16 protein-coding genes and 1 tRNA gene are annotated in these 15,029 nt (G+C 66.8%); 7 read left to right on the top strand and 10 right to left on the bottom strand.

Annotated features, from left to right (window positions below):
* Positions 1 to 836, bottom strand: an 836-nt coding sequence (locus VE172_RS09795) for a glucosaminidase domain-containing protein (RefSeq protein WP_324800530.1), incomplete at its 3' end; no start/stop codon positions are given.
* Positions 837 to 1,009: 173 nt separating this feature from the next.
* Between VE172_RS09795 and VE172_RS09790 the strand changes: the two genes are divergently transcribed.
* Positions 1,010 to 1,085 (top strand) — tRNA-Arg (locus VE172_RS09790).
* Positions 1,086 to 1,094: 9 nt separating this feature from the next.
* Here VE172_RS09790 and VE172_RS09785 read toward each other — a convergent pair.
* The 7 genes from VE172_RS09785 to VE172_RS09755 all read right to left on the bottom strand — a co-directional run bounded on the left by VE172_RS09785 (position 1,095) and on the right by VE172_RS09755 (position 6,898).
* A complete protein-coding gene (locus VE172_RS09785; RefSeq protein WP_324800527.1) occupies positions 1,095 to 1,949 on the bottom strand; it encodes a class I SAM-dependent methyltransferase in 855 nt (284 codons plus the stop codon).
* The gene (locus tag VE172_RS09780) at positions 1,946 to 2,584 is read right to left on the bottom strand and encodes a TetR/AcrR family transcriptional regulator (RefSeq protein ID WP_324800524.1); all 639 of its coding nucleotides are present in this window, start codon (positions 2,582 to 2,584) and stop codon (positions 1,946 to 1,948) included. Before VE172_RS09780 ends, VE172_RS09785 begins: the two co-directional genes overlap by 4 nt.
* Positions 2,585 to 2,636: 52 nt before the next feature.
* The gene (locus tag VE172_RS09775; RefSeq protein ID WP_324800522.1) at positions 2,637 to 3,377 is read right to left on the bottom strand and encodes a hypothetical protein; all 741 of its coding nucleotides are present in this window, start codon (positions 3,375 to 3,377) and stop codon (positions 2,637 to 2,639) included.
* 63 nt (positions 3,378 to 3,440) lie between these two features.
* Positions 3,441 to 4,298 carry an SMP-30/gluconolactonase/LRE family protein gene (locus VE172_RS09770; protein ID WP_324800519.1) on the bottom strand — a complete coding sequence of 286 codons (858 nt, stop codon included), beginning with the start codon at positions 4,296 to 4,298 and terminating at the stop codon, positions 3,441 to 3,443.
* A 19-nt stretch (positions 4,299 to 4,317) separates the two neighbouring features.
* Entirely contained in the window at positions 4,318 to 5,463 is a 1,146-nt protein-coding gene (gene dgoD / locus VE172_RS09765) for a galactonate dehydratase (RefSeq protein ID WP_324800516.1), read from the bottom strand.
* Positions 5,460 to 6,167 (bottom strand): FadR/GntR family transcriptional regulator, encoded by a 708-nt coding sequence (locus VE172_RS09760; RefSeq protein WP_324800513.1) that lies wholly within the window; start codon positions 6,165 to 6,167, stop codon positions 5,460 to 5,462. The genes dgoD and VE172_RS09760 overlap by 4 nt, the downstream gene beginning before the upstream one ends.
* A complete protein-coding gene (locus VE172_RS09755) occupies positions 6,164 to 6,898 on the bottom strand; it encodes an SDR family NAD(P)-dependent oxidoreductase (RefSeq protein ID WP_324800510.1) in 735 nt (244 codons plus the stop codon). Before VE172_RS09755 ends, VE172_RS09760 begins: the two co-directional genes overlap by 4 nt.
* A gap of 130 nt (positions 6,899 to 7,028) precedes the next feature.
* Here VE172_RS09755 and VE172_RS09750 point away from each other — a divergent pair, with 130 nt between their 5' ends.
* The 6 genes from VE172_RS09750 (at position 7,029) to VE172_RS09725 (ending at position 13,249) form a co-directional block, all read left to right on the top strand.
* Positions 7,029 to 8,321 carry an ABC transporter substrate-binding protein gene (locus VE172_RS09750; protein WP_324800507.1) on the top strand — a complete coding sequence of 431 codons (1,293 nt, stop codon included), beginning with the start codon at positions 7,029 to 7,031 and terminating at the stop codon, positions 8,319 to 8,321.
* Between the two features lie 12 nt (positions 8,322 to 8,333).
* The gene (locus tag VE172_RS09745) at positions 8,334 to 9,230 is read left to right on the top strand and encodes a carbohydrate ABC transporter permease (protein WP_324800504.1); all 897 of its coding nucleotides are present in this window, start codon (positions 8,334 to 8,336) and stop codon (positions 9,228 to 9,230) included.
* Complete coding sequence (locus VE172_RS09740) at positions 9,227 to 10,063, top strand: carbohydrate ABC transporter permease (protein WP_324800502.1); 837 nt, start codon at positions 9,227 to 9,229, stop codon at positions 10,061 to 10,063. Before VE172_RS09745 ends, VE172_RS09740 begins: the two co-directional genes overlap by 4 nt.
* Entirely contained in the window at positions 10,060 to 12,072 is a 2,013-nt protein-coding gene (locus VE172_RS09735; RefSeq protein ID WP_324800499.1) for a beta-galactosidase, read from the top strand. Before VE172_RS09740 ends, VE172_RS09735 begins: the two co-directional genes overlap by 4 nt.
* A gap of 77 nt (positions 12,073 to 12,149) precedes the next feature.
* Complete coding sequence (locus VE172_RS09730) at positions 12,150 to 12,833, top strand: hypothetical protein (protein ID WP_324800497.1); 684 nt, start codon at positions 12,150 to 12,152, stop codon at positions 12,831 to 12,833.
* Positions 12,830 to 13,249, top strand: coding sequence for a hypothetical protein (locus VE172_RS09725; RefSeq protein WP_324800494.1), 420 nt, complete (start codon positions 12,830 to 12,832; stop codon positions 13,247 to 13,249). The genes VE172_RS09730 and VE172_RS09725 overlap by 4 nt, the downstream gene beginning before the upstream one ends.
* Here VE172_RS09725 and VE172_RS25690 read toward each other — a convergent pair.
* Both VE172_RS25690 and VE172_RS09720 read right to left on the bottom strand, forming a co-directional pair.
* Positions 13,246 to 13,389, bottom strand: coding sequence for a DUF397 domain-containing protein (locus VE172_RS25690; RefSeq protein WP_414715079.1), 144 nt, complete (start codon positions 13,387 to 13,389; stop codon positions 13,246 to 13,248). The two genes, VE172_RS09725 and VE172_RS25690, sit on opposite strands and share 4 nt — an antisense overlap.
* The gene (locus VE172_RS09720; RefSeq protein ID WP_324800491.1) at positions 13,386 to 14,237 is read right to left on the bottom strand and encodes a helix-turn-helix domain-containing protein; all 852 of its coding nucleotides are present in this window, start codon (positions 14,235 to 14,237) and stop codon (positions 13,386 to 13,388) included. Before VE172_RS09720 ends, VE172_RS25690 begins: the two co-directional genes overlap by 4 nt.
* Positions 14,238 to 15,029 lie beyond the last annotated feature (792 nt).

Genomic DNA, 15,029 nt, shown 5'->3' with positions numbered 1-15,029 from the left:
TTGTACTTGTGCATCATGCCGATCAGCTTGTCCGCGTAGTGGGGATCGGTGGCGTAGCCGGCCTTTTGGATCTCGCGGGCGAACTGGTCGGGGTTGTCGGTGTATTTGAACGCCTCGGTGTAGCGCGGGTTGTCCTTGAGGAACTGGCCGTGGTCGAGGAACGAGTCCGACGCCGAGTCGTAGGAGCGGAACGCGTCGCGCACCGAGGTGTCGTTGCCGTTGACGACCTCCCAGGTCTTGTAGTTGACGCAGGAGGTGGCGTTCGGCCCCGCGTCGCCGCCCGAGCACTTGATGCCGAAGTAGTTGTTGGCCTCCTTCGACAGGCCGCTCTTACCCCAGCCCGACTCCACAATGGCCTGCGCCGACGATACCGACGCGGGCACCCCGAAGCGCTTCTGGCTGTCCTGGGCGGCCTTGCCCGCGGTTTCGATGAACTCCTCGTGGGAGCCGGGCGCCGGGGTCTTGGTGGCGCCGGTGCCGAGCACGTCGTGCATCGGGTTGGCGGTCGTCTTGCCCGCCGGGGTCTTGGTGGCTCCCGTCAGCTGTTTTCGCAGCGACTCCATCGAGGACTTGCTGCCGTTTTCGGTGCGGGCGTGGTTGTCGGCGGCGGTGCCGATGTCGCGCGCGACGGTCTCGTTGTCGGATACGGCGTCGCCGACCTGCTTGCCGAGCGCGTCCAGCACCTGTCCCAGGGCCTCGATTGCCGAGAATCCCTTGTTGGAACCCAGGGCCGAGCGCAGGGTGCCGTCGGCGGATGTGGCGTACGACCGGGCGTCGGCGCCGATGCGGCCGATGCGTTGTCCGGCGCTTTGGACTTGGGCGATGTCGATGCGCACGAGAGTCTCCTTGGGGCGGGGGTGCCCCTACACGATACGCAAATCGTTTTGTAGCGGCAAGCCCTCGCCCGCCGCCGCGGTAGCGCAGAACACACGCGGACCAAAGCGTTCGCGGATTCCGCGTGACGGCGGCTACCCTATCTAGGGCACTTAAGAGTGTGAATCTTTGCCCAGCGCCCGTAGCTCAGCGGATAGAGCAGTGGACTTCTAATCCTCAGGTCGCAGGTTCGAATCCTGCCGGGCGTGCCAACGTCCGGATCAGAACCGGTAGTGCATCAGCGAGGTGCCGAGCATCCGCGACAGGTATCGGCTGTGCGACATCACCTTCAGCATCCGGTACATCATCGGAGCCACCGGCGCCAGCGTGGCGGCCTCGCGCGACCGGGTCAGGAAGACCTCCTCGATCAGCTTGAGACCGGGCACCCACTTCTCGGGGTCGCGCGGATCGTTGAAGCCGGGATGGTGCGCCGCCGAGCCGGGCAACGGGGGGACGGCGCCGCGCTTCACCGCCCACACCGCGAGCTTCGTGTAGGTGTTGTGCGCCAGCTCGCCGTGCGGGAAGTGGTCGGTGAGCCGCCGCAGCAGGTTCGCGTAGCCGTCGAAGGTCAGGAAGACGATCAGGCCATCGTGGACCAGGAAGGCGGGGCGGTCCTTGGGCAGCTCGGCGATCCAGCCCGCGTCGGTGAGGTCGGCGCCGACGATGTGCGCGCGCTCGCGCGGCGGGACCAGCTGTTCGCGCAGCTCGGCCACGACCGGGAAGTCGACGTCGTACCAGTCGACCGTCGCGGGTGGATCGACCCGAAACACCCGGGTGTCCAAACCGGACCCCAGGTCCACCACCACGGCGTCGGGGTGCTTGCGGACGAACCGGCTCACCATCTGGTCCAGGCGCTTGGCCCGCACCGCGATGTCGAAGACGCGGATTCTGGGGTCCTGCTTCGGGTTGACCAGCGACGGCAGCTTGGCCAGGTCGTACCCCGTTCGGGTGAAAACGTCGTCGGCGAGCGTGTCGCCGAGGAACGGCTCGTCCAGGCGGGCGTCCAGCGCCACCCCGCCGAGCGTGAGGAACAGCGACTCCTGGATCGGCGTCAGGGTCGGAAGCGTGATGCTCATGCGTCGTCCTTGTCTTCTTCGGCCGCCCAGGCCGCCTCGGCGGCGGTGGGCAGGTTCTGGTCGGTGTAGAGCCCCTGCGTGTAGAGCTCGTAGGTGGGCGCGGTGAGGCGCCGCAGCACCTCGGGCCCGAAGTCCTCGTGACCGAGGGCGCGCGCCAGCGGCGGCGGCATGGTCAGCACGGCGAGGCTGATGAGGATGTGCAGGACGGCCCGGGCGCGGGCGTCGGCGGACGGGCGGATGCTTCCATCGGCGACTCCCTCAGCGAACAGCGCTTCGGACTGCTCGACCATGGTGTCCACAAAAGTCCTGGCCGAGGGCGAATCCTCGTGAATCGCGCGGGCGATGTAGCGCACCTGGAGCCGGTATTCGTCGGGATCGGACAGGTAGTCGGCCAGCAGGTCGCGCATGCCGTTGCCCATGCGGTCCTGCCCGACGCGCAGCACGTGGTCGTCGCAGGCCGCGCGCAGGCCCGCCTTGTTCTTGAAGTGGTGGAAGATCAGCCCGATGCTGACCCCGGCCTCGGCGGCGATCGCGCGGAGGTTCGCCTTCTGAAACCCTTCCTGGACGAAGTGCCTGATGGCGACGTTGCGGATCTTCGCGGCGGCCGTCAGGTCATTCGGATCGACTGAACTCATGTTCAATAGACTAATCACGTGTTCAGTCTTCGTCAAGTCGGGCTCTCACCCGCTATCGCGCCGGCGCCGCCCTGCCGAGGAACTCGTGGAGCAGATCCACGTCGCTCCACACCAGCGGAAGATGCGAACGCACGGGACGCAGACACCACAGCCACCGACCCTCGAAGCGCAGATGGCATTGGCGGGCCCGGACGTCCGCGAGCAGCCACCGCACGGTTTCGGACGGCAGCACCCGCCCGGCGAACTCGGTGACCCGCGGGTCCATCGAGTACTTCTCGTCGAAGTCCGGGATCAGGGCGCGGTATCCGATGCCCCGGTTCTGGTCCAGATACAGTCCGGGTCGATTGTCGACAGTCACGTCGAGGTCGGGTACCGGGGCGCCCAGACCGACGGCCACGAGCTGAGCGCGGTTCGATGCGAACGGAACGAGATGGTGGGACGTGAGCCGGGGCCCGTATCGCAGTTCACCGAACACGAGGGGCCGTCCTCGGTGGGTTCCGTGAAACACGTTGGCGCCGATGCACAGCGGCGAGGTGTCCATGGGCCAGTGCGTCGACAGCCGGGCGAGCCCGTCGTCGCGCGGGCGATAGTCCAGGTGGGCTCGGGCGGCGTGACGCTTGAAGCCCGCGATGTCGCGCCAGCGCCTCCACGACCGAAAGGCGGCGAACGCGGCGGCGAGCACCAGGGCCGCGAGGATCGGGCCGAGGGTCAAGGGCTCGCTGAGGGGCCCGAGGTGGTGGTACGACAGGTACACGGGGTCTCCAATGCGGGTGGCCGCAACCGATGCGGTCACCCCGACGCGGAGACTAGGGCGAGCCGCGCACACCGCGGCGCACACGCGGCGCACACGCCGAGGTCACGGTGTCCTGAGTGGAACGAAGGGCGCGGTGTGACGACCGGCGATGCCCACGTCGAAGGCGTAGACCCCGCCCGCGTTCGCCTCGTTCAATCCGTACGAGGCGGTGGTGACATACAGCCGCTTCAGGTCGGGGCCGCCGAAGCAGCAACTGGTGGGGCGCGACGTCGGCAGTTCCAGGACGGTGTCGGCCGTGCCGTCGGGGAGGTAGCGGCGCACCTGGGCGCCGTCCCACACCGCCACCCAGACGCCGCCGTCGGCGTCGACGGTGAGGCCGTCGGGGGTGAGGCCGGTTTCCAACTGGGCGAACACCTCGGGTGCGCCGAGGTCGCCCGCGGCGTCGACGGGGTAGGCGTCGACGCGACCGTCCGCGCTGGCCGACAGGTACATGACGTCGCCGCCGGGGCTCCACGCCGGACCGTTGGGAATCGTCAGTCCCTCAAGGACCCGAACGACCGTGCCGTCGCCGTCGACGCGGTACAGGCAACCCGCGCCGGGCGTGTTGTCGTAGGCCATGGAGCCCGCCCACAAGCGCCCGCGCGGGTCACAGGACCCGTCGTTCATGCGGGTGGCGGGGGAGCGGTCGGCCTCGGGGGTGGCGAGCCATTGGACGCGGCCGTGGGAAAGCACGGCGATGCCTCCTCCGGCCGCGGCGATCCATTCGCCGGGGCGGTCGGCGATCGGGGCGACGGCCCCCAGCGGCACGTCGAGGTCCGCCAGCACCTCGGCGGTCCCGTCCGATCGGGGCGACAGCAACCGTCCCGAAAGGATGTCGGTGTGGACCAGGCGGCCGTCGACCCAGCGGGCGCCCTCGCCGAGTTCGCAGGTGTAGGCGGTGATCGGGGTCGCGGAAGTCATGGTGTCGCTCCTTGGTGGTTCACCACTCGGCGAAGGAGCCGTCGGCGTGCCGCCACACGGGGGAGTGCCAGTCGTGGTCCTGGGCGTCGGCGCGGCGGATGGCCGCCTCGTCAAGGGACAGGCCGAGACCGGGCGCGGCGGGGCGCGCCACGTAGCCGTCGGTGAAGGCGAATACGGACGTGTCGAGCAGGTAGTCCAGCAGGTCGGCGCGGGTGTTGTAGTGGATGCCGAGGCTTTGTTCCTGGATGAGGAAGTTCGGTGTGGCGAACGCGATCTGTAGGCTGGCGGCCAGCGAGATCGGCCCGAGTGGACAGTGCGGGGCGACGGCGACGTTCCACACCTCGGCCAGCGACGCGATGCGCCGCACCTCGGAGATGCCTCCCGCGTGGGAGATGTCGGGCTGGGCCACGGCGATGCCCGCCTGGAGGACGGGCAGGAAGTCGTTGCGGGAGTAGAGGCGCTCGCCCGTGGCGATCGGGATCGGGCTCGACTCCACGATGGAGGCCAGGCGGCGGTGGTGTTCGGGCAGCACGGGTTCCTCGACGAACAGCGGCGACAGCTCGGCGAGGCGGGGCAGCAGCTGGCGGGCGGCGGCGGCCGAGACGCGCCCGTGGAAGTCGATGGCGAGGTCGCGGTCGTCGCCGAGCGCCTCGCGCACGCCCGCGACGCGGCGGGTGATCCGGTCGAGTTCGGACGGCGAGGCGATGTGGGGCAGGGCGGCGCAGGCGTTCATCTTCACGGCGGTGAATCCCGCCTCGGCCTGCGCGGCGGCGGCCTCGGCCACTTCGGACGGCTCGTCGCCGCCGACCCAGCCGTACACCCGCGCCCTGTCGCGCACGGGCCCGCCGAGCAGCTCGTGGACGGCCGCGCCGCGCGCCTTGCCCGCGATGTCCCACAGCGCCTGGTCGATGCCCGCCAGCGCGGACGACAGGACGGGCCCGCCGCGGTAGAAGCCGCCCTTGGACAGCACCTGCCAGTGGTCCTCGATGCGCAGCGGGTCGGCCCCGATGAGGTACCCGGACAGCTCTTCCACGGCGGTGCGCACCGTGGCGGCGCGGCCCTCCACGACGGGCTCGCCCCAGCCGACCACGCCGTCGTCGGTCTCGACGCGGCAGAACAGCCAGCGCGGCGGGACGCGGAAGGTCTCGATCCGGGTGATCTTCACGGCGGGTTCCCTTCTCTGGCGCGGCGCAGGTCGGCCAGTGCCTTGTCCAGCAGCTGGCTCATGGCCGCCGCGGCGCGCTCGGCGTCGCCGTCGCGGATGGCGTCGGCGACCGCGCGGTGGCTGGGCACGGGGTCGTCGTGCGGGCTTGTGGTGTGCACCAGGCGATCGCGGCTGGCCAGGCCGGTCTCCAGCAGCATCTCCATGCGGGTCAAAAGCTCGTTGTGGGTGGCGGCCAACAGCGCGCGGTGGAAGGCGAGGTCGGCGGCCACGGCGGCGTCGGGGTCGCCCTCGGCCCGCACCATCTGTTCCACGGCCGCGTCGATGGCCGCGAGGTCGGCGGGGGTGCGGCGCCCCGCGGCCAGGCCCGCTCCGGCGGGCTCGACGATGGCGCGCATCTCGTGCAGTTGGTCGAGAAAGGACTCATCCGACCTGCCCGCGAACTGCCAGGCCAGCACGTCGGCGTCCAGCAGGTTCCAGCGGGCGCGCTGGAGCACGTAGGTGCCGCGCTTTTGACGCGCGTCGACCAGTCCCTTGGCGGTCAACACCTTCAGGGCCTCGCGCACGACGGTGCGGCTGACGCCGAGCTCGTCTTCGAGTGTGGACACGTCGATGGTGGCGCCCTCGGGGTAGGCGCCCGACAGCACCCGCGAGGCGATCTCGCGCACCACCTGGCCGTGTACCCCGCGCCGCGTGTAGCTGTTCACATCGAGTCCTTGGTGACGCTCCACCCGCCGTCCACCACCAGCTCGGCACCGGTGACATAGGACGCGTCGGGCGAGGCGAGGAACGCCACGCACCCGGCGACCTCACCGGCGCCGCCGAGGCGGTCCAGGACGGTCTGGCGCGCGCTGCGCCGCCGATCGGCCGCGCTGATCCCCTCCCACGCCTTGGTGGCGATCGGGCCGGGCGAGACCGTGTTCACCCGCACCTGGGGACCGTAGTCGGCGGCCAGTTGCCTTGTCAGCGCGCACAACCCGCCCTTGGACGCGGCGTAGGCGGGCCGCCCGGGGAGCCCGAAGTGGGCGTGCACGGACGACACGATCACGACGTTGCCGCGATTGCGGCGCAGTCCCGGCAGCAGGGCGCGTACGCCGAAGAACGCCCCCGACAGGTTCACCTCGAGCTGGCGGTGCCACTCGTCGTCGGCGGTGTCGGCGGCGGGCTTGACGATCACGGTGGCGGCGTTGGAGACCAGCACGTCGGCCCCGCCGTAGCGCTCGGCGGTCTCGGCGATGCGCTGCCAGTCATCGGGATTGGCCACGTCGGCGCGAATGTGTTCCACGGTGGACCCCTCGACTTCGCCGGGCTCGTCGACGTCGACGGTCAACACCACGGCGCCCTCGGCGGTGAAGCGGCGCGTCACCGCCGCCCCGATGCCCGCCGCGGCGCCGGTGACCACGACGACGCGGCCCGCGAACCTGTTGGCCGTTGCCACTGCCAGCCGCCTTTCGTGACTCGGGTGCGGGCCGTCGCGAAAAACCGCGATCCAGCCATCGAAATATAATAGTATTTTATGATAACATCGGGCGCCCCATGAGACATCTGCCACACCAGGAGGCACCCAGATGACCCTTCTGGCCCGCAATACGGCCTCGTGTCTGATTGCCGCCGTCGCCCTCTTGTTCACCGTCGCCGCGTGCGGCTCCACCAACGCCCCCAAGGTCAACCTCACCTTCTGGTCCTGGGTCCCCGGCATCGACAAGGCCGTCGACCTGTGGAACCAGGAGAACCCCGACGTCCACGTCGAACTGTCCAATGTCCCCGCCGGGGGCAGCGGCGGCTACGCCAAGATGCGCGCGTCGCTCACCGCGGGCGACCCGCCCGACCTGGCCCAGGTGGAGTACCAGGAGATCCCGAGCCTCCTGGTCGACCAGGGCCTCGAAGACCTCACCTCCCTGGGCATCGAGTCCGACAAGTCCAAGTTCGTCGACTGGCAGTGGCAGCAGGGGGTCTTCAACGACCGCGTCTACGCCGTGCCGCAGGCCTCGGGCCCCATGGCGATGTTCTACCGCCAGGACCTGTTCAAGAAGTGGAACATCGAACCGCCCAGGACCTGGGCCGACTTCGAGGCCGCCGCCAAGGTGTTCCGCAAGCACCACACGTACATCGCGACCTTCCCCGCCGCCAACTCCGCGTACTTCGGCGCCCTGTCCTGGCAGGCCGGGGCCCGCTGGTTCGGCACGCAGGGCGGAAAGTGGACGGTCGACGTCGACAACCCCGCCACCCGCAAGGTCGCCAAGTACTGGAACAACCTGGTGAAAAAGGACCTGGTGAAGACCGAACCCGACATGGCCAACGGCTGGTTCAAGGACATCCAGGACGGCCAGATCACCTCCTGGGTCGGCCCACAATGGGGAGACGCCCTGCTGCGCGGCAACGCCCCCGCCACCTCGGGCAAGTGGAAGGTGGCGCCGATGCCACAGTGGAGCGAAGACGGAAAGTTCGTCTCCTCGAACTGGGGCGGCTCCTCCACCGTCGTGATGCACGGCTCCGACCACGCCAAGGAGGCGCTGCGCTTCGCCATCTGGCTCAACACCGACGCCGACTCGGTGAACATGCTCATCAAGAGCGGCTACGGATGGCCCGCCGTCAAGTCCGCCCGCGACAGCGCCGCTCTCAACCGCAAGGACCCGTTCTTCGGCAACCAGCGCTACAACAAGGTGTTCGCCGCCGCCGACGCCGCGGTCGACACCCGCTGGCAATGGTCGCCCACCACCGCCGAGGCATACGAGCACTTCAACAACGCCCTGCAAGGGGCCGTCGACGGCACGGGAACCTTCGCCGGGTCCCTGCCGCAAGTCCAGGACCAAATCGTCAAAGACCTGGAGGACAAGGGCCTCCCGGTGGACGCCAGGTAAGGCGGAGAAACCATGTCGATCACACGTCGCCGTGCCCGCTCGGGCTGGGGATTCGTCCTCCCGTTCGCGATCTTCTTCACCGCGTTCTTCATCATCCCGATCGTCTACGCCGTCTACCAGAGCCTGTTCAAAGTGGAACGCACGGGGTCCTTGGGGCTCAGCGGTTCCAAGCAGGTGTTCGTCTGGTTCGACAACTACGCCGCCGCCCTGTCGGACGCGGCGTTCGTCGACAGCCTGGTGCGGATCCTGATCTTCGCGGTCATCCAGGTGCCCGTCATGGTGATCCTCGCCGTGGCCCTGGCGCTGCTGCTGGACGCCGCCTCGGCGCGCGGCGTCCCGTTCTTCCGCAGCGCCTACTTCCTGCCGTACGGCGTGCCCGGCGTCGTCGCCTCGATCCTGTGGGGATTCCTCTACACCCCGGGTATCAGCCCGATCGTGACGCTGCTCAACGACCTCGGGCTCAATGTCGACTTCCTCGGCACCGACAACATCCTGCTGTCCATCATCAACATCGTGACGTGGCAGTTCGCGGGCTACAACATGCTGGTCCTGGTGGCGCAGTTGAAGTCCATCAACCCCGACCTGTACGAGTCGGCCCGCATGGACGGCGCGGGCGCCTGGCGGATCGTGTGGAACATCAAGCTGCCGTTGGCTCGCCCCGCCATCGTCATGGTCACCGTGTTCACCATCGTCGGGACGCTGCAACTGTTCTCCGAACCGCTGGTGTTGAAACCGTTGACGGGCGCCATCAACTTCACGTACACACCCAACCTGACCGCCTACAACGAAGCGTTCAATAAGGACAACTACCAGATGGCCGCGGCGCAGGCGGTGCTGTTGGCCGTCGTGGCGATGGTGTTCTCCTTCGGTTTCCTGCGCCTCTTCGGACGAGGGGATGACGAGTCATGACCCTGAAATACAAGACCCTGGTCACGGCGGTGCTGGCCGTGATCGCCGTGTACTTCCTGATCCCCGTGTACTGGCTCATCGTGGCCTACACCAAGTCCAGCGCCGACCTGTTCGGATCGTTCGGACTGTGGTTCTCCCACCCCTCACCGATCGCCAACCTCAAGACCCTGTTCAGCTACCAGCACGGCATCTATCTCAGGTGGACACTCAACAGTGTCCTGTACGCGGGCGTCGGCTCCGCCGCGGCCACCCTGCTGGCCGCCGCGGCGGGCTACGGCATGGCCAAGTTCCGCTTCACCGGCCGAAAGACCGCGTTCAACCTGATCCTCGCGGGCGTGCTGATCCCGTCCACCGCCCTCACCCTGCCCCTGTACCTGTTGCTCAGCCAGTTCGACATGGCCAACTCCTACTGGGCGCTCCTGCTGCCCAGCATGGTCAGCCCGTTCGGCGTCTACCTGTGCCGCATCTACGCCGCCGCCGCGGTTCCCGACGAACTCATGGAGGCGGCCCGCCTCGACGGGGCGGGGGAGTTCCGCGTGTTCGCCACCGTCGGCCTGCGCATCATGACGCCCGCGCTGGTCACCATCTTCCTGTTCCAGTTCGTCGGCATCTGGAACAACTACTTCCTGCCGTTGATCATGCTGTCCGACCCCCACCTGTTCCCGATCACGTTGGGGCTCACCACCTGGCAGTCGTTCGCCTCGCGCGACCCGATCCTTTACCAGCTCACCGTCGGCGGCGCCTTCGTCTCCGTCATTCCGCTGATGATCATGATGGTCATCCTGCAGCGGTTCTGGAAAACAGGAATCACCCAAGGGAGTGTCAAGGAATGACTTCGGCCGAACGCCTGGCGCGCTTCAATTCCCGCCTCGGGCGCATCGCCTTCGGCGGCGACTACAACCCCGAACAGTGGACGCCCGAGGTCTGGGCCGAGGACATGCGGCTCATGAAGGACGCGGGCGTCTCGCTGGTCAGCCTCGGCATCTTCTCGTGGGCCAAGGTGGAGCCCCGCCCCGGCGAGTTCGACTTCGGTTGGGTGGACACGATCTTCGGCATGCTCCACGACGCCGACGTCGCGGTCTGCATGGCCACCATGACGGCCTCGCCGCCGCCCTGGCTGGCCAGGCTCCACCCCGAGACCCTCCCCGTGAAGGCCGACGGCACCAAGCTGTGGCAGGGCGCGCGCCAGCACTACTGTCCGTCCTCACCCGACTATCGCCGCTACGCCACCCGCCTGGTCGAACAGCTCGCCAACCGCTACGGCGATCACCCCGCACTGGCCATGTGGCACATCAACAACGAATACGGCTGCCACGTCAGACAGTGCTATTGCGACACCTCGGCGGCGGCCTTCCGCGACTGGCTGCGCGACCGTTACGGCGACATCGACGGCCTCAACGAGGCCTGGTCCACCAGCTTCTGGTCCCAGGGCTACTCCGAGTTCGACGAGATCCAGCCCCCGCGCTCCACGCCCACCTTCCCCAACCCCGCCCAGCGGCTCGACTTCGCGCGGTTCTCCTCCGACGAACTGCTCGCCTGCTACCTCGCGGAAAAGGAGGTCCTGGACCGCATCACCCCCGGCGTCCCCGCCACCACCAACTTCATGGGCGCCTTCAAACCCGCCGACTACACCACCTGGGCGCCCCACATCGACGCCATCAGCCACGACTCCTACCCCGACCCGCACAATGTGGACGGCAGGTCCGCCCAGGCCGCCGCGTTCACCTACGACCTGATGCGGTCGCTGGGCGACGGCGCGCCCTGGATGCTCATGGAACAGGCCCCCAGCGCCGTCAACTGGCGGCTTCGCAACGGCCCCAAGCCCCCTGGCGTCATGCGGCTGTGGAGCTGGCAGGCCGTCGCCCACGGCGCCGACTCCGTCCTGTACTTCCAATGGCGCGCCTCGCGCGGCGGCGCCGAACGCTTCCACTCGGGCATGGTCCCGCACGCGGGCCCCGACACCCGCGTCCACCGCGAGGTCGCGGCCCTGGGCAACGAGCTCGCCTCCCACCCCGAACTGTTCGGCACCAGGCAAACCGCCGACGCCGCGATCGTCATGGACTGGCCGAGCTGGTGGGCCCTGGAGGGCGACAGCCACCCCTCCAGCGACATCAACTACCTCGAAACCGTCGCCGCCCACTATGGCCCCTTGTACCAGGCCAACGTCGCCTGCGACGTGGTCCCGCCCAGCGCGGACCTGTCGCGCTACAAGCTGCTGGTGGTGCCGAACCTCTACCTGGTGACCGAGGAGCACGCGTCGGCCCTGGAACGGTTCGTGCGCGAGGGCGGCACGCTCCTGATGTCCTTCTTCTCGGGCATTGTGGACGACTGCGACCGCGTCCACCTGGGCGGCTACCCCGCGCCGTTCCGCGACATGCTGGGACTGTGGACGGAGGAGTTCTGGCCGCTGCCCGAGGGCGGCGACATCCCCGTGGCCTTCACGGGCGACCTGGACGGCCTCGCCGTCCGCGGCGCCACGGTGTGGTCGGAGGACATCCACCTCGAGGGCGCCGAAGCCCTGGCGCACTTCGACTCGGGCCCCCTGTCGGGCCACCCCGCCCTCACCCGCCACCGCTTCGGCGAGGGCACCGCCTACTACCTGGCCACCCGCCCCGACGACGAGGCGATGACCTCCATCATGGACCTGGCGCGCGGCACTGCGGGCGTGACGCCCGTGCTGCCTGGCCTGCCCGACGGCGTCCAGGCCCGCGCTCGGGTCGCCGAGGACGGGACGGTCCACCACATCGTCATGAACCACAATGACGCGGCGGTCGTGGTGTCCATTGGCGACAGGATCGTGGAGCTGGGTGGCTACGGTGTCGAGGTGGTCACCGAGAATTGATGCATTGATATTGGTACAGTGCGTATCGGTCGTGTTGCGACGAACGGGAAAGTGTCGGCACAGGGAGAGGCGCGTGCGTGTCCAGTATTGATGAGTATTCGGCTCAGATCGGTGCGGCGATTCAGGCCGTGGAGCAGGCGCAAAGCACTGTGGGACAGTCGAAGTCGGGTGGCGAGGATCTTGCCTCTCAGCTTGAGTCGATGGGTGCCGAGGCCACGGGAGCGACCATCAGGTCGTCGGTGGACCAGGGCGGCGAGGCCGAGAGCCTGCTGGTGGAGGCCATCAACAAGCTCAAGGAGATGCAGTCGACTGCCGAATCAGCGCGGGGCAGCGGTTTAAGGGGTGGCGGCGGGGATACGTCTGAGGCGCAAAATCCGCATTCCAACGGCGTGCCATCGGCGGAAAGTGAGCCGATGGCGGGTCCCGAGGCGGTCATCGAGGACGATGATTTGCGTCGTAAGGGTGAGAACCTGGCGGACTTCTTTACCCGAAAGGGCGGCGATGTCTCGGATGTAGCTGAAACAGTGGGAAAGCAGATCGACATCGCTTGGGAATCGGTAGGCGTTGACCCGACTCCCGAAACGGGTCTGGTGAGCTCGACCGAAACGGCCAATCGCCCGACATTTCAGGCGCAGCCTGCCGACCAGCCACGCGGTGGGTCGCTTCTCGTGGCAGGATTCGCGATTACGGCTGTTGTCACCAAGGGCGTCAGGAAGGCATCAGCGGCAATCAGGAACACACCGAAGGTGGGAGACAAGTGATTCGAAACGACAACGAGGTAGCGCTGCTGAAGGCCACCGCGACGAAGGGGTCTCAGTCTCCCAGCGATCTTGCCGAGGTGGTGGGCAGCAATCGGACGTACACGTTGATGTCACACGCGCTCACCGTCGGAGCCTCACGCAAGTTCACGGGTGTGGATGTCGCTGGTCAGGTCACCGAATACGTGTCTGATCTAAAGAATCGGTATCCTGCCGTCGACATCCTCAAACCGTCGGTGGCCGAAGCGCTCCTTCGTGCCGCGCTTGGGGAACCTGAACGGTTGGAAGGCATCAACCCCAACGACGCAGGCGCCTTGCTGTTCTTCCTCGCTCATGTCCTGCTCGTAGATCAACAGCTCGACGACGCACAGGTTGAATCCTTCGTGGACCAGGTGCTAAGGCTCGCCAGCAGCGTCTAGACATCGCCACGGGAAACCGTGTTGCCTTGGGCTCCTTTGTCTCGAGTGGTCTTGTGCCAAATGGCTACTTCGAGGCAGTGGCCTTGGTTGTCGCCCGAGCGGGTCGACTTTCGCCAGGTGTGTGGGGTGGTGGGGTTCATTTGTGTAGTTCCTTTGCGATGTTTGCCATCATGGTTCGGCTTGAGGTTTCGGGGAGTGCCGCTTTGATCAGGTGCCGAAGCGCGGTGTCGTAGAGGTCGACTTCTTGTGGGTCGTCTCGGTAGATCGACCCGCTCAAGTAGTCCATGTAGACAACACCGTAGTGCGGTGCCAAGTCGAATCGCAGCAGCAGGAATGGGCAAACCATGGATGGATGCGCTCCTGCGCTGTTGGGTAGCACTTGGATCGTGATATTTGGCGTTTTGGACATGTCTATCAAGTGATGTAGTTGGTCTGCCATCACCTTGGGACTCCCAACTACGCAGCGAAGAGCAGATTCGCAGATGACAGCCCAGTATTCGGGCGGGTGCTCGCGTTGAAACACTTTGCTCCGCTTCATGCGAGCCTGTACAGCCTCATCAAGATTGGTGGTGCTCAGGCCCGACTTCATGATGGCATGGGCATATGCCTCGGTCTGAAAAGCGCCTGGCACCACATGTATGGCTAGTTCGTACAGTTTGGACGCATCGCGTTCGAGCGCGACAAACCCTTCGAACCAATTGGGAACGACTCCCGTGAAGTCCTTGAGCCACCCCCGTTTACGCGATCCACGAACCAACTCAAGCATCCACTCCAGTTGCTCACCACCGACTCCGTAGTACGAAAACAGCTTTTCAGCAACATGCACGGTCATTGACGACTTGGCTTGCTCGTACCTAGACAGTGCACTTTGATCAAGCTCCACAGCATCGGCGACCACTTGCTGTCGAAGGTCGGCTTCTGCGCGCAGCCTCTTCAACTCCGACGCCACGATACGACGTCGAACCGTAGGGCCTTGTGACTCACTCATCGGCTCTCCTCGAGCATGCTTATCACCTAGAGGTTACTTGCATTAGGTTTTTTAGTCTGCTACGGTGAGCATCAGATCACAGCTATGAGTGATCTAGCAACTACAATTCAATAGGGTCTGCTTGCCGCGCAACGGCTTTCATGCGGCAAGCTCAAGAACGACCGAGGCGGGTACGCAAAGTTTGGCGACCTTGTCCCCGCCTCGGTCCTAAAGAACGGAGGTCTCCTCGTGGAGGAGATAACCGAACGTTGCCCATTGTCGCACCCGCTGCCTGCGGGGGTGCGTGGTGAGGACCTCGTGGTTGCCGCGATCCATCGTCTTCGGGTGGAGGTGTGGTGGTTGATCGCCGCCCGTAGGGCTGCGAGCGATCCGTCGTTTCCGCGTCAACTGCGTCGTCGCGTTCCTGGGCAGAACTGCCCTGTCAATGGTTGTGTGCGTCATCGTCGCGATGACCCGCCGTTGAGCATTCCCGTCCAGCGCTGACATCCGCACTTTCCACAGTCTTTTCCACCAGTCGCGTACGCCCGTGTGAGGTGGGCTGCGTGCGTGGGGCGGGCTGCGTGGGTTTTCCTCCACCACACGAGGTGGTGCTGTACGGGTTCTCTCCGTCCTGCACCCGATAGCGCCGTCTCGTGCCCGCGCGCCCGTCCCCTCTAACACGCACAACTGGACCACATAGGAATTCGGGGCTGGGGTCCTCCAACCTCCACCCCTAATTCGCGCCTAGAACCGTGTTGCTGAACCCAGCCTTAACCAGCCTGAAGACATCTTCAGATCCACCAACCCAGAAGG

Origin of the sequence: Stackebrandtia sp. (assembly GCF_035643755.1) — a bacterium.
Taxonomy (GTDB): Bacteria; Actinomycetota; Actinomycetes; order Mycobacteriales; family Micromonosporaceae; genus Stackebrandtia.
This window is presented reverse-complemented; position numbering and strand designations above follow the sequence as displayed.